We start from the raw sequence: 16458 nt of genomic DNA on the forward strand, positions 1-16458 counted from the left end.
CCGTGCTCTATGTGCTCTTCGTGCTCTATCAGGCCGCGTTCGCGGCGGGCACTTCGGCTTTCTCGATGAATGCGCAGACGGCAGCGGTCACCTGCGCCGTCGTTGCCGTGCCGCCAAGATCGCGGGTGTGAAGGGTAGTGTCCGCAGTCACCGCTTCGACGGCTTGCATCACGCGTTTTGCCGCGTCGAATTCGCTCAGATGTTCGAGCAGCATGACAACCGACCAGAAGGTGCCGACCGGATTGGCGAGACCCTTGCCCATGATGTCGAACGCGGAACCGTGGATCGGCTCGAACATCGAGGGATAGCGGCGCTCCGGATCGATGTTGCCGGTCGGTGCGATGCCGAGGCTGCCGGCGAGAGCGGCGGCGAGGTCGCTGAGAATATCGGCGTGCAGGTTGGTGGCGACGATCGTGTCGAGACTGGCAGGGCGATTGATCATGCGGGCCGTCGATGCGTCCACCAGTTCCTTGTCCCACGTGACGTCCGGAAATTCCTTCGAGACTTCGCGAGCGATTTCGTCCCACATCACCATGGCGTGACGCTGGGCGTTGCTCTTGGTAATCACGGTCAACAGTTTGCGCGGACGCGATTGCGCGAGGCGGAACGCGAAGCGCATGATTCGCTCGACACCGGCGCGGGTCATCATCGACACGTCCGTTGCGGCTTCGATCGGATGCCCCTGGTGGACGCGGCCGCCGACGCCCGCATATTCGCCTTCCGAGTTTTCGCGGACGATGACCCAGTTCAGATCTTCCGGCTTGCAGCGCTTCAGCGGCCCGTCGATACCCGGCAGGATGCGGGTCGGACGCACGTTGGCGTATTGATCGAAGCCTTGGCAGATTTTGAGGCGAAGACCCCACAGCGTGATGTGGTCAGGAATGTCCGGGTCGCCTGCCGAGCCGAACAGGATTGCGTCCTTGTTGCGAAGGGCGTCGAGCCCGTCGGCCGGCATCATTACGCCGTGCTCGCGATAGTAGTCGCCACCCCAGTCGAAGTTTTCAAACTCGAATGCGAACGACCGGGTGGTCCTGGCGAGCGCTTCGAGGACCTGCGCGCCGGCGGGTACGACTTCCTTGCCGATGCCGTCGCCGGGAATGGTTGCGATGCGATAGGTTTTCATGTCTCCGACCTCTAGGTGTTGGGGGTGTCAGTGAACTCTACCCATCTCCGCAAGAAAAAACCGGTGCTAAACTCAAAGCATCTTTAACTTTGATTCACAAGTGAAAGCGATGCGCGAGACCGTCGAACCGTCTGATTTAAGTTTCTTTTCGACGCTCGCCGCGTCCGGCAGCCTGAGCGCCGCCGCACGGGAGCTGGGGCTGACGGCAGCGGCGGTCAGCAAGCATTTGCGGCAGATGGAGAGTCGCGCGGGCGTGCCGCTCGTCAACCGAACCACGCGGCGCATGACACTCACGCCGGACGGCGAGTTGTATCTCGAGCACGCGCGCCGGATCCTCGATCAGATCGACGAACTGGCCGAACTGCTGGGGACGGCGAAGAAAAATCCAAAGGGATTGCTGCGCGTGAACGCGACGCTCGGTTTTGGGCGCAGCCATGTCGCGCCGGCGATCTCGCGCTTTGTCGCGAAATATCCGCAGGTGTCGGTTCAACTTCAGCTATCGGTCAAGCCTCCTCCACTCACGGACGATACGTTCGACGTCTGCATCCGGTTCGGCGAACCGCCCGATACGCGGGTGGTCGCGCGTCGTCTTGCGACGAACCGGCGCCTGCTATGTGCCGCGCCTTCCTACATCGCGGCACGTGGGATGCCGATGACCGCGCACGATCTGACGCGGCACAACTGCATCGGCATCCGCCAGGGTGACGAAGCCTACGGCGTGTGGCGTCTGACTTCGGGCAGAGGCGCGTCGCGTAAAACGGAGGCCGTGCGCATCAACGGGTCGCTGACGACGAACGACGGCGAAATCGCGGTGAAGTGGGCGCTGGAAGGGCACGGCATCCTGATGCGCGCCGAGTGGGACATCAAGCAGTACCTCGCCGATGGTTCGCTGGTGCGGGTCTTGCCTGAGCACGACACGCCCAATGCCGATATCTTCGCGGTCTATTCGCAACGGCATCAGATGTCCAACCGGATTCGCGCGTTTGTCGATTTCATCGCGCAGGAGCTTGGGAGCGAGCCCGGCGCGGCGGCGTAGAAGGCTTGCGCTGTGGCGCGGCGGCCGCCGTTCGGGTGTCGGATCGTCGTGACGCAACAGTTCATGGTTCTCGCTGGGTTCTGGCTGGCCCTATTAAATATCGCATGCGATTTAATCTTATGCGCTTGACACCGGGTTTTGTTTCGTCCATCATACGACGCATGCGATTCAATCGCGTGCGATTAAAAAGCTGAGCACCCTTATTCATCAAGGAATCCATCATGACCAAGATCGACAAAGTTCTTTTTTCCGGCAATACCCACACCACGGTGAATCGCGACCCTAGCGTGCAGCGTGGCGAGTTCGGCGTCGTCGACCTCAAGCTGTCGACACCGGCCGGCGACAACCTCGACATCATCGCGACAGAACCGCACCCGCGGGCCGAGCAGCTGTTTGCCGGTGCATGGTCGGCCTGCTACATCTCGGCGCTCGGCATTGCGGCTTCGCTGAAGAAGGTCACGCTGCCGCCGGACCATTCGGTGGATATCCGGGTCGACGTCGGCCAGACCGGTGCCAACTGGTTCCTCGGCGCCGAGTTCACCGTCCGCATACCGGGCGTGGCGCAAGACGCCGCCGAGGCGGTCGCGCACCTGGCTCATCAAATCTGCCCGTATTCGAAGGCTGTGCACGGAAACATCGAAGTCGTCGTGAACGTCATCACCGCTTGATCCAGTAAGACACGTTTTTTTATCCAACACCTTTTAGGGAATTTCTCATCATGAAGACCACCAAATTTATCGCCGCACTGCTCGTCGCCTTGTCTGCATCCGCTGCCGCTCCCGCATTTGCCAGCGGTTACGGACCGGCCCCGTTTTACCGGCCCTCGGTTGGCGCGCCGGCGTCGCAACGCGGCGAGAGCGCACAAACGGTCGCCGCCGAACGCGATGAAGCAACCGGCTCGCAAGCGGCTTACGGCGGTGTCGTTTCGGGGCTCTCACAGTCGGGGAGCCGTGCCGTGGTGACGCCTCGCGACAACCCCTTCGCACATCACTAAATCGTGCATCTCTCCGCTGCTGGGCCGTCGCGCAACATGGTTCGTCTTGCGCGCCGGTCACGGCATCGGATATGCCGTCCATTTGCTTACGTTCTGCCCGGTCGCCAGGCATGGTTAGTTCTATTGCGATATAATCGCATGCGATATATATCTCGATGCGTGAGATACATGAGACATTGGACTTTAGCCAAGGAGTATGCAGATGAAACCCACGAATCAACCGGCGCCTGGCACAGTGATGCTTTCGGATTTCCTCTGCTTTGCGGTCTACTCGGCGAACCTGGCGTTCGGCAAGGGCTACAAGCCGATCCTCGAAAAGCTTGGGCTCACCTACACGCAATACATCACGATCATTGCGTTGTGGGAGGAGGACAATCAGACTGTCAGCGGTCTGGGAGAGAAGCTGTTTCTTGAATCCAACACGCTTACTCCGATTCTGAAGAAACTCGAGGCCTTGGGTTATCTGGAAAGGCAGCGTGATCCCGAGGACGAGCGCCAGGTGCGCGTCAGTCTCACGAAAACCGGCCGGCGGCTGCGGGAAGACGGCCTGAAGATGGACCTTGTCGAAGCAACCGGCCTGGCGCCCGATGAGTTCGACAATGTGCAGAAGGCGATCGTGAAGTTGCGCAACAATCTCATCGAGTCAGTTCAAACCGGCGATTGAGTGGCGAGCGGCTTCGATTGACGCAACTCTTTCGCGCCGCTCTACAGCAAGCCGCTCCGGCTCAGCGCATCGAGGTGGCTACAGCGAACGCTCAATCGCCTGTCCAAGCAGCGTGAGACCCAGGTCGATCTCCTCCTCGCTAACAGTCAGCGGAGGAGCGATCCGGAAGACCCCGCCCATGCCAGGCAACTGCACGATGTTCATGCTGAGCCCCAGGTTCATGCACTCGCGCGTGATTTTTGCACCGAGCCCATCTGCCGGCTCTTTCGTGCGGCGGTCCTTGACGATCTCCATACCGAGAAGCAGCCCTCGCCCGCGAATGTCGCCGATGCACTCGAAGCGTTCCATCAGATCGAGCAAGCCTCGTTTGAGCCGCGCGCCCATCACGTTCGCACGTTCAACCAGCCCGTCGCGCTCGACCACGTCCAGCACCCGCAGACCGACTGCGGCAGGCAGCGGATCGGACACATGGGTCGTATAGAACAGGAAACCCAGTTCGTGGGCCCGCTCCTCGATTTGCGCGGAGGTCACGACGGCCGCGAGCGGCAGGCCGGCCCCCAGCGTTTTCGATAGCGTGAGAATGTCGGGCGTGACGCCGTCGCGCTGGCAGGCGAACATCGTGCCCGTGCGCCCGACCCCGGTTTGCGCTTCATCGAGGATCAGCAGCATGCCGCGCTCCTCGCACTTGCGCTTCAGCGCGGCCATGTAGCCTTGCGGCAGTTCGATGATCCCGCCGGAACTGAGGATCGGCTCGGCGATGAAAGCGGCGAGATTGCCACTGGACTGCCGGTCGATGAGATCGAAAGCGTAGTCCAGTTCTGCCAGGTAATCGTATTCGCCATGACGCTCGAACCGCGGCCGGTACGGGAACGGCGCGGGAATCGCGTACGAGCCGACGGCTGCCGGGCCAACACCCTTGCGGCCGGCGCTGTAGGTGGCGGAGGCTGCGTTGCCCGTCATGCCGTGCCATGACTGCGCGAAACCCACGATTTCATATTTGCCGGTGACGAGCTTCGCCATGCGAATGGCCGCCTCGTTCGACTCCGCGCCGGTGCTAAGCAACAGCGCCCGGTCGAGTCCGTCGGGTGTGATGTCGGCAAGCCGGGTCGCCAGGTCGACTACCGGTCGCGACAGCATTCCGCTGAAGAGGTGGTCCAGCTTGCCCGCATATTCGTTGATGACCGACACGATGTCGGGATGGCTGTGCCCCAGCACCGCGCTCATCTGCCCTGAGGTGAAATCGAGGATCGCGCGGCCGTCCGCGTCATAGACGAAGCTGCCCAGGGCGCGCTCGACGATCATCGGCTCGAAGGTGCCGCCATAGCGGATGAGGTGCTGCCTGGCGTTGCGCCAGAAAATTTCATCGTGGTTGAGGGACACCTTGCTTCTCCTTGGCGGGTGGCGAGAATAACTTGCAGTCTAGTTGGCTCTCTGCTTTCATAGAATCGAATAGTTCTTATGGAAGCTAGAAACGGGCCTTATATCTTGAGTCTCTCCCTCGAAATCGATCTGCTGCGTTCGTTTATCGTCATTGCCGAAGTGCGGGCGCTGAGCCGCGCGGCCAGCCGGATCGGCCGCACCCAGTCTGCGCTGAGTCAGCAGATGAAGCGCCTCGAAGAAATTGTCGATCAGCCGCTGTTTCAGCGTACCGGGCGCGGGGTGGTGCTGACGAATCCCGGCGAACGCCTGTTGATCCACGCCCAACGCATTCTGCGGCTGCACGACGAAGCGATGGCCGATCTTTCCGGTAAAAGCCTGTCGGGGACGATCCGTTTCGGCTGCCCGGACGACTACGCCGCCGTCTTCCTCCCGCATTTGCTGCGGCAGTTCTCGAGCCAGCACCCGCGCGCGCTGGTGGAGGTCATTTGCGCTCCCACGCCGCGCTTGCTCGAACAACTGGAAAGGCATGCGCTGGACCTTGCCCTGATCTCGTTGCCCGAGGACACCCCGAACGTCGACATCATTCGCCGCGAATCGCTCGTCTGGGTGGGCTATCCGGGACTCGATCCCGCACACTTCGATCCGTTGCCGCTGGCGCTTTCCGATCCAGACACGCTCGATCACGTGGCCGCCTGCGAAGCGCTGCAACGCGCGGGCACGGCCTACCGTATTGCTTATGCGAGCAGCAGTCTGGCCGGCCTCACTGCCCTGGTCCGCTCGGGGCAGGCGGTGGCGGTCATCACACAGACTGCTGTCGCTCCGGATCTCGCCATACTCAATGGCGATCCTGCGCTTCCGCCTTTGCCCGGCGTAGTCATTACCCTCAAGTTCGAGCGTGAGCGCCCCGCCCATCTGACCACGGTCTTCGCGGAGCACATCCGGCAGACGCTGCCCTTGCTGTGAGTTCGCTAGTCGACGTTGAAGTGCACGCGAATATCCAGCCGGCTTTCGACCGGATGCCCCGATTGCATGGCGGGGAAGAAGCGCCACTGGTGCAAGGCGGTCAGCACAACAGCGTCATTCCGATGATCGGCACTGTGGAGTCACAGGCATTTTTTCAACGTCGGCAACGCCTAACAAGGCAATCCTTCCCACCGGTACGTTTGATACCTTCCTCGGCCAATGCGCTGCAGCACTGCGGCGCGAAGCGTGCACTCTTCTTGCTTGCCCACCCGATGTGATCTCGCCACGCGGGTAACGGCGAGTGACCCACGCGGGCGTAGCCGCCCAGTTGAGCGTTCGGGAGCCGATATGCCAGCAATCAAAAACAGGGTTCGTGTTGCAATTTCTGCCGTACTGATTGCACTGCTTGCATCATGCGGAGGTGGCGGCGGAGGTGGAAGCAGTAACGCAAGCAATCCGCCCGGCGGTGTTCATCTGCAAATCGTCTCGTTCGGCGACAGCCTGTCGGACGTCGGGACCTATGCGCCGATCGCCAGCGTAGTGGGCGGGGGGCGTTTCACGACCAATCCTGGGCAGGTATGGACGCAGGATGTCGCGCAGTACTACGGCGATACGCTAACCGCTGCGTTCACGATCGGCTTGACTCATCAATTGAGCGCGCAAGGCGGCTTCGGCTATGCAGAGGGCGGCTCCACCGTCGCGACGCCGGCGAACCAGTACGACTTTCTCTCCGACGTGATCGGCAATATTGAAATGCCCGTCAACCAGCAGGTTTCAAGCTATCTGTCCGCGCATGGGAGCTTCAACTCCGGGCAACTGGTGCTGGTCTGGGTCGGCGCGAACGACGTGCTTCGCGCCGGCTCGCCGCCGGCCGCAGTGCCTACCGTGCAGGCGGCGGCGACCGCGCTGGCGCAGGTTATCGGGCAGATTATCCAGAGCGGCGCCACGCATGTTGTCGTGATCAATGTGCCGAATGTCGGTCTCTCGCCAAAAGGTATTGCTTCGTCCGACGGCGGGGCGAATCTGACTCAGCTGTCGCAACTCTTCAACGGTACGTTGAACACTGCTTTGCAAAGCAACGGCTTGCAAAGCAAAGTTATCCTGATCGATTCTTACACCTGGGTCGACCAGGTTATTGCGAACTTTCAGGCCAATGGTTTTTCCGTGTCCAACACGGCTCAGGCCTGCTCTCCCACGAAGACGCCTGATAACACGTCGTTGTTATGCTCGCCGCCGACGTACGTCGCGTCCAATGCCGATCAGACGTATATGTTTGCCGACGACCTTCATCCGACCACGCATCTGCATACACTTTTCGCTCAATTCGTGGAGCAGCAGATCGCCGCCAGCGGTCTCGGTCATTGATCTTGCGGAGCCGCCGGCGTTTGCGCTTCGACGGTCACGCTTTCCGGTCGACGATGACCGCGTATTTGCACGTCCGTGAACTTTCGTTCTTGAATACGCAGTCGCTCGGTGGTCCGAGTTCGAGGCAATCGCCCGCGCCGAGTTCGTGACGCTCGCCACCTTCGATAAACACCAGTTCCCCGTCTAGCACCCAGATCAACTGCCGTGTTTGCAAATAGGCCGACGCCGGCATCGGAATCTCCGCTGACGCAGGCAGATCAATCTCCACCAGGTTCAACGGAGACGCTGACTTCGGCGAGACGTGCCGCCGCAGATACCCACTCTCCGGATCGACCCACACGGGTTGGTCCGTCACACGCAGCAGGCGCCCATCTTCAAGCTCGGCGAGCGCCAGCAGCGCCGACATGGTCATGCCAAACGCCCCAGCAAGCTTTGCCAGCAACGAGGCCGTCGGACTGCTCTCCCCACGCTCGACCTTGTGGACCATGGCGCGCGAGACGCCGGACTTCTCGGCGAGACCGGTCAGCGACCAACCGCGGCTCTCTCGCTCGGCCCGAATACGCGCACCGACGCGTTGATCTATATCGTCTATTATGGTGTACACTTGTTTCACTATAGTGGACTGACAGGGAGCATGATAATGGAAATCCGTGATGCGGGTGCGGATCATATCGAAGGTATCACGGCAATCTACAACGACGCCGTCACACGCACGACCGCGATCTGGAACGAGTCAACCGTGGATCATGCGAACCGCGCGGCGTGGCTGTCCGATCGTCAGAAGGCGGGCTATCCGGTGCTCGTTGCCGCGGGCGAAGCCGGCGAGGTGCTCGGCTATGCGTCGTTCGGCGACTGGCGCGCTTTTGACGGCTACCATCACACGGTCGAGCATTCGGTCTATGTGCGTAGCGATCAGCAGGGAAAGGGCATTGGGCGGGCGCTCATGCAGGTGCTGATCGGCCGGGCCCAGTCGATCGGCAAGCATGTGATGGTGGCAGGCATCGAGGCGAATAACGCCGGTTCCATCAAGCTGCACGAAAAGCTCGGCTTCGAGCACGTGGGCCACCTGAAGGAAGTCGGCATGAAGTTCGGCGCGTGGCTCGATCTGGCCTTCATGCAGCTCAAGCTGGATGCTCGTCCATCGCCCGACGCAGTACAAACGAGATGATGCTGGTTTTGCCGTTGGGCTGGCTGGCCGGAGCGGGCGCGCGGTAGTCAGCCACGCACCCGCACCCGCGTCCGCGCCGGCAGCCTGAAGCTAAAAGCGGTCGCCGGCGCTCGTACTGCTGCTGTTACTGCGAACCGTTACTGCTCATCAGTCGTCGTCCCCGTGGCTCTCGAGGCCTGGAAGGCTATGGGTGCCTTCACGCTGAGCGGCAACGAGCTTGTGCGTGTCGAGGCCGAGGGCCTTCAGAATGGTCGGCGCCACTTGCATGTTCGTCACCGGCGTATCGACCACTTTTCCGTCCAGCTTCGGATTGGAGACCACCAGCAGCGTGTTCGTGTCGTCATCCGAAAGGCCGCCGTGCTCGGCCTGCTTGGCCGCGCTTCCGCTGTAAATCGTTCCATGTATCGGCTGGATGATGATGTCAGGAACACGGCCTTCCGCAGGATTGCCCCAGATCGACTTCAACGTTGCGCCGTCATAGAGCGTCTGGATGCGGGTGGAATTGACGCTCCCCTGGTCGGCGCTGAGGATCGATACTGCCTGATCCCGATCGCTGTGGTTCTTGAGCCATAAGAGCGACACGTCGTCGGCCGTTTCCTGGGCGACCGCTACGCCGCCATTGCTGAGCAGCGTGGCGGGATCGCTCACGTCGGCGGTCGCATAAGCGTTTTTCGAACCGCTCAGCATGTGAAGCTTCGTGATATCGATCGGCGACTGGCCATGCTTGGCACCGACGATGAACAGTGTCGATTGCAGCAGATGCGCTGCGTTGAGCGCATCGTACATCTTGCCCAGCGAGTCATCCACGAAGTCCAGCGATTGCGCCAAAGGCAACGTCGGGGTCGCGGCCGCATCGAGATAGCCACCACGGGTCGTGGTCTTGCCTTCCATGGCCACCGTGACTTTCTGTCCGACGCTGACAGCCTGGAAGTTCATGCCGAAGATCGCCGGCACACCGACCTGCTTCGTCCCGGTCTGATCCAGTCCGTGGATCCAGTTCAGGACGACCTTGACTTTGAACCCATCGTACGTCCGGGTATACGTCGGGTCGGTGGTCCAGTCGGCGGTCGCGGGCGCGTTCGGATAGCCGTTCGCCTGCAGGGAGGTCGAGTTGATCTCGGGTGCGTAGAGTTCGTCCAGCCCCAACCCCGACGGCCCGTTGAGAATCTCATAGGCCGGATGCTTATCCGACCATGCGGTGCGCAGGCCGGCTTCATGGATGATCTCGAAGATCGTGTTCGTATGGTGCTTCATGTACAGATGCGGCCAGACCGGCTCGCAGCCGTTGGCTGTCTTGCGCAGCGCGAGGTTCGCGGGATTGATGTGCGGATTGCGTGGATCGAACGCTGCGCCGGGTGGCGGCGATCCGCCGTCGAGCTTGGTGAGATCCCAGTCGAGTGCTTCGAAGTTGCTGACTTCCGTGCCCGGCGTGCCGGTGCAATTGCTGCCCGGGGGGTACAGGGTCGCGTCGTAGGTATCGTCATAGAAGACGCCATGACTCAAGGGGCTGCCGCCGGTTGCAAAGGCCAGAAGCCCTGGAAACGAGTCCGAGGGCCTGGAGGTCGAAGCATGGGTGTACTCGACGCCATGCTTGACGAGCTTCGCGAAGGTCGATCCCGGGTGTGCCTTGACGTAGTTGACCAGATCGGCCTCGTGCATCCCGTCCACACTGATCAGCAAGATGTGCGTGTACTGCTGGTGGTGATGATCGTCATCATGGTCCTGCGCCATCGCGGCCATGCTCGCGAACGCCAGAACGCTCGCGCTGAATATTGCCCCGACGCCAACCCATCTCCTGATTTCGTCCATTCTTCACCTCGTAAATTGATTGGGCACGGTCGTGCCCAAGGAAGGGTAAGGATCGAAATGAGAAAGTACGGTGAAGGGTCGCTTTCGTTTGTCTTCCGGAGGGGGCTGGGACGCCCAAGGGGCGGGCGTTTGAGGGAGTGTAATAAATTGTATCGGCCGAGTGCTTTTAAGGCAGGTCGAAAGGCAGAAGTCATTTGCGCCTGAATAAACTGACCTTAAGCTTTGCTTAACTCGTACTTGTCAGAGCGACGATAAAGTCAAGAAATACCCTTGTCTTGGCTGGCATCTGGTGCCGGGATGGATGGTACGCATAGAGCGGGAAGCGCTCATCCGTCCAGTCCGGGAACAGGTTGACGAGCCGCCCCTTGCGGATCAGGTGTTCGGCGCCGAGCAGAAGCATCTGCGCGACGCCGGAGCCGGCCAGACACGCGTTGAGGAGTGCGCTTGGATCATTCACCGTAAGCCGTCCATTCGTTTCGACAACGAGCTTTTTACGCTTGCGATGAAACTCCCACGTAAACGGCTTTCCGGTTTCCGGGTTCCGGAATTCGAGGCACCTGTGCGCTCCGTGCGCCAGCTCTTGAGGCTCCGCGGGCCGCCCCCGACGTGCGAGGTACGAGGGCGATGCGACAGTGACAACCGCGGTGTCAAGGAGCTTTCGCGCAATCAGACTCGATGAGCGAGGTTCGCCAAATCGCAAGGCCAGATCGAAGCCGTCCATGATGAGGTCGCCGAGCTGATCTCTCGCGATGAACTCGAGTTCGAGATCAGGATGCGCGTCCATGAACTCGTCGAGCTTAGGGCCCAGAATGATTCGCGAAAAAACCGGGTCAAGATTGATTCGCAGCTTCCCGCGCACGGTCGCGGCGCCTCCTGTCGCGGCTGCTGCTGCTGCCTCCATTCCCCTTAAATGCGGCATGACCTGCTCGTAGAACCGTCGACCCTCTTCAGTCAGCGAAACGGCACGGGTCGTCCGATTGAAGAGCCGTATTTTTAGGCGCTTTTCGAGCCGGGCAATGGCCCGGCTAACCCCGGGTGGCGACATACCCATCACTTCGGACGCGGCTGCGAACGTCCCTGCATCGACGACCGCGGCAAATACGCTGATGCCGCTGGAGAGATTCTCGCTGGACGATCTCATAGGCGCTCCCTGCTCAGTGCGTCAAAAACGGCACTATGACTCATTAGTAACCGGATGTCATTTAACAAGTGCCATTCATATCATTTAGTTTCTTGTCGCGTTTACCCACAATGCATCCCAACAGGACGTTTTGTCCTCAACGGCCCAAAGGAGCATTGCCATGAATACCCGTCATCTCGTCTTTGCCGTCGCGGCAGTCATCACCTTTCCTGTTGCTGGATACGCTCAGGAATCTGGCTCGACTGTCACGCGTGCGCAGGTGCGCGCAGAGCTTGTTCAACTGGAAAGCGTGGGCTATCAGCCCGGCCGCGCTAACGATCCCCATTACCCCGCCGACATTCAGGCAGCCGAAGCGGCTGTGGCTGCACAGAGGGGCGCGGGGCCGAACATCGACAGCAGCGTGGGCGGTGTGCGCAGTGATTCGTCCGGGTCCGGCAACCGCGGCACCGGCGAGCCGGCCCGCGCGAATGCACGGTTCGATTCGCTGTACACGCATCGCTGATTGGCATCTGACACCAATCATTGTTGATGCCAATTTCCAATTCCCAGGGAGCGGGAGATGACCGTTCAACTCACTCGCCGCGACCTGTTCTATCTATGCAAGGAGAAGCAGCAATGTACGCAATCACAGGAATAACAGGAAAGGTCGGCGGTGCGGTGGCGCGCACGTTGCTCGCCGCGGGTCAGCAGGTACGCGCGGTGGTACGCGATGCCGCTCGGGCACGTTTGTGGGCTGAGCGTGGGTGTGAAGTAGTGACAGCCGACATGGAGGACGCGGTGTCTCTCACCGCCGCGTTCAAGGGCATGCAAGGCGTCTTCATTCTGCCGCCGTCCGAGTTCGATCCGTCGCCGGGCTTTCCCGAGGCAAGTGCTGTGATTGACGCCGTACGCGGGGCACTTCAGGCGGCGGCGCCTGGCAAGGTTGTCTGCCTGTCGACGATCGGCGCGCAAGCCACCGAGACCAATCTGCTCACGCAACGTACGTTGATGGAGCAGGTGCTTCGCGATTTGCCGATGCCCGTGACATTTCTGCGCCCCGGCTGGTTCATGGAAAACGCCGCGTGGAACGTTGCGCCGGCGCGGGACACAGGAACGATCCCCAGCTTTCTGCAGCCACTCGACAAAGCTGTGTCGATGGTGGCGACGGCGGACGTCGGCCGGGTCGCCGCACAACTGCTTCAGGAAACCTGGCGCGGCGTGCGTGTCGTCGAACTGGAGGGGCCGCAACGTGTGAGTCCCAACGATCTGGCCAAGGTGTTCGGCCAACTGCTAGGTCGTCCGGTTCGTGCGGAGGTGGTGGCGCGCGACACATGGGAGGCGCTGTTCCGGTCCCAAGGAATGAAAGAGCCGTTGCCACGAATGCGCATGCTCGACGGTTTCAATGAAGGCTGGATCGACTTTGAAGGTGATCCAGCCGACATCGTCAAAGGCGACGTGGATCTGGAAACCGTTCTGCGAGGACTCGTCGCGTAAGCTGGTTAATGCAATGGCACCCTGTGGCGCGTGCCGGAAATCGCGCTGCAGGGTGTTTACCGCTCATTGTTCATCAAGGTCTCCACGTCCAGAGATTCGCTTTGGAGCCGGGGCCACTCGGCAGGCCAGGCTGCGCATCTGGCCGGCTTTCTGTCTCGTCTGCCGCTCGCCGCAGAGATATGAGAGAAATTGATTAAATCAAACAAAAAACATCAATTCTCATCAGATATTGTTCGACCCACAATGGTTCACCCGTCGGCAAGGCGAGAGACGCGATCCCGCATCGACACTTCCATTCATTCCCGTCGCTACTCAGATCATCAAAATAGATAGGAGTAGAAAGCAAATTGTTATCTGGCATTTTAAAAATTACAAACAACCTTCACGCCGATCTTCTACCTTCAAGGAAAACAACAATGCGCTTTTGTCATCTTCGTCATGAGGTCGCGGCTGCGGCCCTTGTTGCGTTCACCGGACTTCTTCTGTTCTGCCCGCCGCTTGCTATGGCGGCCGATGCCGAACTCAATGTCTACAACTGGTCCGACTACATCGCCAAGGACACGATTCCGAACTTCGAAAAAGACTCGGGCATTCATGTCAGATACGACAACTACGACAGTGACGACACGCTGCAGGCCAAGCTTCTGGCGGGAAGTTCGGGATTCGACATCGTCGTGCCGTCGTCGCTTTACATGGCGAGGCAAATTCAGGCGGGCATCCTTCAGAAGCTCGACAAGTCGCAGATCCCGAATCTCAAGAATCTCGACCCGGTCCTTATGAAAATGGTCGCGGATGCCGATCCGGGCGCGCAATACGGCGTGCCTTGGGCGTACGGCACCGATGGCATCGGCTACAACGTGCAGGAAGTGAAGAAAGCGCTGGGTGACAACGCGCCCGTCGACAGTTGGGCCCTCATCTTCGATCCGGCAAACGTGTCGAAGCTGAAAAGCTGTGGCGTCTCGTTCCTCGATCAGGCCGGCGACGCATTCGCGACCGCGCTGCAGTATCTGCACAAGGATCCGAACAGCTCGAATCCCGCGGACTATCAGGCGGCCTTCGATCTGCTGAAGAAGGTGCGCCCATACATCACCCAGTTCAACTCGTCGGGCTACATCAACGATCTCGCCAATAACGATGTCTGCGTGGCGCTGGGCTGGTCCGGCGACGTGGGCATTGCACGGCGGCGCGCGGCGGATGCGAAACGCTCCTACGAGATCCGCTTCTCGAACGTCAAGGAGGGCGGCCTGTTGTGGTTCGACATGATGGTGATACCGAAGGACGCGCCGCATCCCGAAGCGGCCATGAAGTGGATCAACTATATCGAGGACCCGAAGGTCAATGCGGCGATCACCAACGAGGTGTTCTATCCCACCGCGAACCGTGCCGCGCGGCCGCTCGTCAGCCCGGTCGTGTCGCAGGACGTGAGCGTTTATCCGCCCGACGACGTGCTGCGCAAAATGACGTTGATGAAGCCGTTGCCCATCGAGATTGTCCGGCTGGAAAACCGCCTTTGGGCGCAGCTTAAGGCGGGACGCTGATGGTGTCGAATGGCGTGGTTTTAGCGAGCACCGATCGCCACGCCGTATGAAACCGCCGCCACGCTAAGGCCACGCCAGACCGCCCGCGCCGGTAACGCGCCGGCAACCTTCCCCTGATCTCAGCACGTTTTGTGAGCCGCCTCGCGCGCCTCGCATGGGAACGCCCGTGCACGTTTTCCGTGAGCGGAAGGCATGCGGCGGCCAAGGCATCGGCAAGTTAATCGCAATACAAAAACGAGGAGACTTCGTGTGAGAAAGAAACTGATGTGTCTGCTGGTGGCGGGCTGTCTGCCCGGCATCGCGCTGGCAGACACCACGGCCGATCAAATAGGTGCATTGCAGGCGCAACTCGACGCGCTGCAAAAAGAGGTGAAGCGATTGCAGACGCAGCCGCCGGCCGGGCCGGCAGCCGCCGAGCCCGCCGCCGCTCCCGTCGATGTTTCGTCATCCGCGTATGGAAAAGCGCAGGCGACGCTGACCAACGACGACGTTACCGCCATGAAGCAGCAGCTTGCCGTTCAGCAATTGAAGGTGAATTCGCTCGAAGACGCCGCGAATACCGGACCGATTGCCGGTCTTTCGGTGACGGGCTATATCGATCCGACCTACGTATATAACCGCGCGCAAAGCAGTTCCTCGTTCCTGTTCGCGAACCACGAAAGCACCGGTGGCTACTTCAACAGCACGTTCGGCGACCTGTACCTCGACATCAAGAAGACCTTCGGCGTCGGGCCGATGGCGCCGTCGGCTGAAATTACATTGATGCCCAATCGCGGCAACGGCATCACGCTGTTGCAGAACGAGCATGGGCAGATCGGCAACAACATTCTGAACACGGCAGTGGTCAGTGTGCCGCTGTCCGGCACGACGACTTTCGTCGCGGGTCTGATGTCGAGCTTCGGTGGCTACGAAGTGCAGCAGTCGAATCAGATGCTTACGCTGACCCACAACCTGCTGTATGACTTCTCCGACCCCGGCAGCTATATCGGCATTGGCGCGAACTACTCGAAGGGCAATTGGGCGTGGAAATTCCTGCTCGGCAATGAACAGTACCGGACCAATGGCGCCATCACGCAGACCGGCACGAACGCGCTGGGCGATCCGATCACGACCAGCAACAAGGTGCCGACCTTCACAGCACGCGCGGACTATACGTGGTCGAGCGCACTCGATATCGGGGCGTCGATCAACATCGGCCGCCAGAGTTTGCCGAGCGCCATCAATCCGACCACAGGGGCGGTGAGCTATGGCGTGAGCGGCCAGGCGCCCAGCGGTTTCGGCACGTTCTTCTTCTCGGAAGCCGACCTGACCTACCTGCTCGCCGACGTCCAGTACAACGTCGAGTTCGACTATGGCCAGCAACAGAACGCCGCGTTCAATGGCGGCCAGGCGCAATGGTATGGCGTCTCGCTGCTTGCGCATCGCAAGTTCAGCTTGCCCGGCGTCGGGCGGATGGGCGCGACGTTGCGCTACGACTTCCTCGCAAACAGCAAGAACGGCGGCGGTGGCGGCGGCATTGCGTTGAACGGCCAGGGCCGCGACCCCTACAACGGGTTCGGCATCGGCGCGGACTGCTTCGCCAATTCGCAGGCGAGCGGCGGCCTGGGGTTGCAGTGCAAGGGTTCAAATCGTCAGGACGTCGCGCTCGATCTGCTGTTTTTCCCGACTGAGCAGATTACGGTGAAGTTCGAGTACCGGCACGATTGGGCCAATAACAAGGTGTTCCTGCGTAACGATGGGTCGTATAGCAGTTCGAACGATCTTCTCGCCACGCAGTTTATCTATTCGTTCTAGCACGATTCAC

The 16458-nt window shown here is 60.5% G+C and carries 17 protein-coding genes; 11 read left to right on the forward strand and 6 right to left on the reverse strand.

What is annotated here, in order from left to right; genetic code table 11:
- Positions 1 to 28: 28 nt before the first annotated feature.
- Complete coding sequence (locus A6V37_RS29405; protein WP_064270127.1) at positions 29 to 1123, reverse strand: tartrate dehydrogenase; 1095 nt, start codon at positions 1121 to 1123, stop codon at positions 29 to 31.
- Between the two features lie 109 nt (positions 1124 to 1232).
- On the opposite strand from A6V37_RS29405, the gene A6V37_RS29410 reads away from it, so the two are divergent.
- The 4 genes from A6V37_RS29410 (at position 1233) to A6V37_RS29425 (ending at position 3817) form a co-directional block, all read left to right on the forward strand.
- Positions 1233 to 2159 carry a LysR substrate-binding domain-containing protein gene (locus tag A6V37_RS29410; protein WP_064270142.1) on the forward strand — a complete coding sequence of 309 codons (927 nt, stop codon included), beginning with the start codon at positions 1233 to 1235 and terminating at the stop codon, positions 2157 to 2159.
- Between the two features lie 221 nt (positions 2160 to 2380).
- Positions 2381 to 2827, forward strand: coding sequence for an Ohr family peroxiredoxin (locus A6V37_RS29415; protein WP_064270126.1), 447 nt, complete (start codon positions 2381 to 2383; stop codon positions 2825 to 2827).
- A 50-nt stretch (positions 2828 to 2877) separates the two neighbouring features.
- A complete protein-coding gene (locus A6V37_RS29420) occupies positions 2878 to 3153 on the forward strand; it encodes a hypothetical protein (RefSeq protein WP_064270125.1) in 276 nt (91 codons plus the stop codon).
- 202 nt (positions 3154 to 3355) lie between these two features.
- A complete protein-coding gene (locus A6V37_RS29425; RefSeq protein ID WP_064270124.1) occupies positions 3356 to 3817 on the forward strand; it encodes a MarR family winged helix-turn-helix transcriptional regulator in 462 nt (153 codons plus the stop codon).
- Between the two features lie 78 nt (positions 3818 to 3895).
- Here the strand turns inward: A6V37_RS29425 and A6V37_RS29430 are convergent, their stop codons facing one another.
- Positions 3896 to 5197 carry an aspartate aminotransferase family protein gene (locus tag A6V37_RS29430; RefSeq protein ID WP_064270123.1) on the reverse strand — a complete coding sequence of 434 codons (1302 nt, stop codon included), beginning with the start codon at positions 5195 to 5197 and terminating at the stop codon, positions 3896 to 3898.
- 78 nt (positions 5198 to 5275) lie between these two features.
- Between A6V37_RS29430 and A6V37_RS29435 the strand changes: the two genes are divergently transcribed.
- Positions 5276 to 6160 (forward strand): LysR substrate-binding domain-containing protein, encoded by an 885-nt coding sequence (locus A6V37_RS29435; protein ID WP_064270122.1) that lies wholly within the window; start codon positions 5276 to 5278, stop codon positions 6158 to 6160.
- Between the two features lie 5 nt (positions 6161 to 6165).
- On the opposite strand, the gene A6V37_RS42615 is transcribed toward A6V37_RS29435, so the two are convergent.
- Complete coding sequence (locus A6V37_RS42615) at positions 6166 to 6267, reverse strand: energy transducer TonB (RefSeq protein WP_242665882.1); 102 nt, start codon at positions 6265 to 6267, stop codon at positions 6166 to 6168.
- A 241-nt stretch (positions 6268 to 6508) separates the two neighbouring features.
- On the opposite strand from A6V37_RS42615, the gene A6V37_RS29440 reads away from it, so the two are divergent.
- A complete protein-coding gene (locus tag A6V37_RS29440) occupies positions 6509 to 7525 on the forward strand; it encodes an SGNH/GDSL hydrolase family protein (protein WP_064270121.1) in 1017 nt (338 codons plus the stop codon).
- Positions 7526 to 7559: 34 nt separating this feature from the next.
- Here the strand turns inward: A6V37_RS29440 and A6V37_RS29445 are convergent, their stop codons facing one another.
- Complete coding sequence (locus tag A6V37_RS29445; RefSeq protein ID WP_064270141.1) at positions 7560 to 8129, reverse strand: helix-turn-helix domain-containing protein; 570 nt, start codon at positions 8127 to 8129, stop codon at positions 7560 to 7562.
- 36 nt (positions 8130 to 8165) lie between these two features.
- Here A6V37_RS29445 and A6V37_RS29450 point away from each other — a divergent pair, with 36 nt between their 5' ends.
- Positions 8166 to 8693 carry a GNAT family N-acetyltransferase gene (locus A6V37_RS29450; RefSeq protein ID WP_064270120.1) on the forward strand — a complete coding sequence of 176 codons (528 nt, stop codon included), beginning with the start codon at positions 8166 to 8168 and terminating at the stop codon, positions 8691 to 8693.
- A 147-nt stretch (positions 8694 to 8840) separates the two neighbouring features.
- Here the strand turns inward: A6V37_RS29450 and A6V37_RS29455 are convergent, their stop codons facing one another.
- Complete coding sequence (locus A6V37_RS29455) at positions 8841 to 10502, reverse strand: alkaline phosphatase family protein (protein WP_064270119.1); 1662 nt, start codon at positions 10500 to 10502, stop codon at positions 8841 to 8843.
- A 226-nt stretch (positions 10503 to 10728) separates the two neighbouring features.
- Entirely contained in the window at positions 10729 to 11643 is a 915-nt protein-coding gene (locus A6V37_RS29460; protein ID WP_064270118.1) for a LysR family transcriptional regulator, read from the reverse strand.
- Between the two features lie 160 nt (positions 11644 to 11803).
- On the opposite strand from A6V37_RS29460, the gene A6V37_RS29465 reads away from it, so the two are divergent.
- The 4 genes from A6V37_RS29465 to A6V37_RS29480 all read left to right on the forward strand — a co-directional run bounded on the left by A6V37_RS29465 (position 11804) and on the right by A6V37_RS29480 (position 16448).
- Positions 11804 to 12145, forward strand: a complete 342-nt coding sequence (locus A6V37_RS29465) for a DUF4148 domain-containing protein (RefSeq protein ID WP_064270117.1) — start codon at positions 11804 to 11806, stop codon at positions 12143 to 12145.
- A gap of 113 nt (positions 12146 to 12258) precedes the next feature.
- Positions 12259 to 13116 (forward strand): NmrA family NAD(P)-binding protein, encoded by an 858-nt coding sequence (locus A6V37_RS29470; RefSeq protein ID WP_064270116.1) that lies wholly within the window; start codon positions 12259 to 12261, stop codon positions 13114 to 13116.
- A 416-nt stretch (positions 13117 to 13532) separates the two neighbouring features.
- Positions 13533 to 14654, forward strand: a complete 1122-nt coding sequence (locus A6V37_RS29475; RefSeq protein ID WP_064270115.1) for a polyamine ABC transporter substrate-binding protein — start codon at positions 13533 to 13535, stop codon at positions 14652 to 14654.
- A 249-nt stretch (positions 14655 to 14903) separates the two neighbouring features.
- Positions 14904 to 16448 (forward strand): DUF3138 family protein, encoded by a 1545-nt coding sequence (locus A6V37_RS29480; protein WP_064270114.1) that lies wholly within the window; start codon positions 14904 to 14906, stop codon positions 16446 to 16448.
- Positions 16449 to 16458: the final 10 nt, after the last annotated feature.

This window comes from Paraburkholderia ginsengiterrae, from assembly GCF_001645125.1.
Lineage (GTDB): Bacteria > Pseudomonadota > Gammaproteobacteria > Burkholderiales > Burkholderiaceae > Paraburkholderia > Paraburkholderia ginsengiterrae.

Bases quoted from the DNA above. Each gene is read 5' to 3' on its own strand.
- A6V37_RS29405 (WP_064270127.1), bottom strand. From the start codon at position 1,123: ATGAAAACCTATCGCATCGCAACCATTCCCGGCGACGGCATCGGCAAG.
- A6V37_RS29410 (WP_064270142.1), top strand. From the start codon at position 1,233: ATGCGCGAGACCGTCGAACCGTCTGATTTAAGTTTCTTTTCGACGCTC.
- A6V37_RS29415 (WP_064270126.1), top strand. From the start codon at position 2,381: ATGACCAAGATCGACAAAGTTCTTTTTTCCGGCAATACCCACACCACG.
- A6V37_RS29420 (WP_064270125.1), top strand. From the start codon at position 2,878: ATGAAGACCACCAAATTTATCGCCGCACTGCTCGTCGCCTTGTCTGCA.
- A6V37_RS29425 (WP_064270124.1), top strand. From the start codon at position 3,356: ATGAAACCCACGAATCAACCGGCGCCTGGCACAGTGATGCTTTCGGAT.
- A6V37_RS29435 (WP_064270122.1), top strand. From the start codon at position 5,276: ATGGAAGCTAGAAACGGGCCTTATATCTTGAGTCTCTCCCTCGAAATC.
- A6V37_RS29440 (WP_064270121.1), top strand. From the start codon at position 6,509: ATGCCAGCAATCAAAAACAGGGTTCGTGTTGCAATTTCTGCCGTACTG.
- A6V37_RS29450 (WP_064270120.1), top strand. From the start codon at position 8,166: ATGGAAATCCGTGATGCGGGTGCGGATCATATCGAAGGTATCACGGCA.
- A6V37_RS29455 (WP_064270119.1), bottom strand. From the start codon at position 10,502: ATGGACGAAATCAGGAGATGGGTTGGCGTCGGGGCAATATTCAGCGCG.
- A6V37_RS29460 (WP_064270118.1), bottom strand. From the start codon at position 11,643: ATGAGATCGTCCAGCGAGAATCTCTCCAGCGGCATCAGCGTATTTGCC.
- A6V37_RS29465 (WP_064270117.1), top strand. From the start codon at position 11,804: ATGAATACCCGTCATCTCGTCTTTGCCGTCGCGGCAGTCATCACCTTT.
- A6V37_RS29470 (WP_064270116.1), top strand. From the start codon at position 12,259: ATGTACGCAATCACAGGAATAACAGGAAAGGTCGGCGGTGCGGTGGCG.
- A6V37_RS29475 (WP_064270115.1), top strand. From the start codon at position 13,533: ATGCGCTTTTGTCATCTTCGTCATGAGGTCGCGGCTGCGGCCCTTGTT.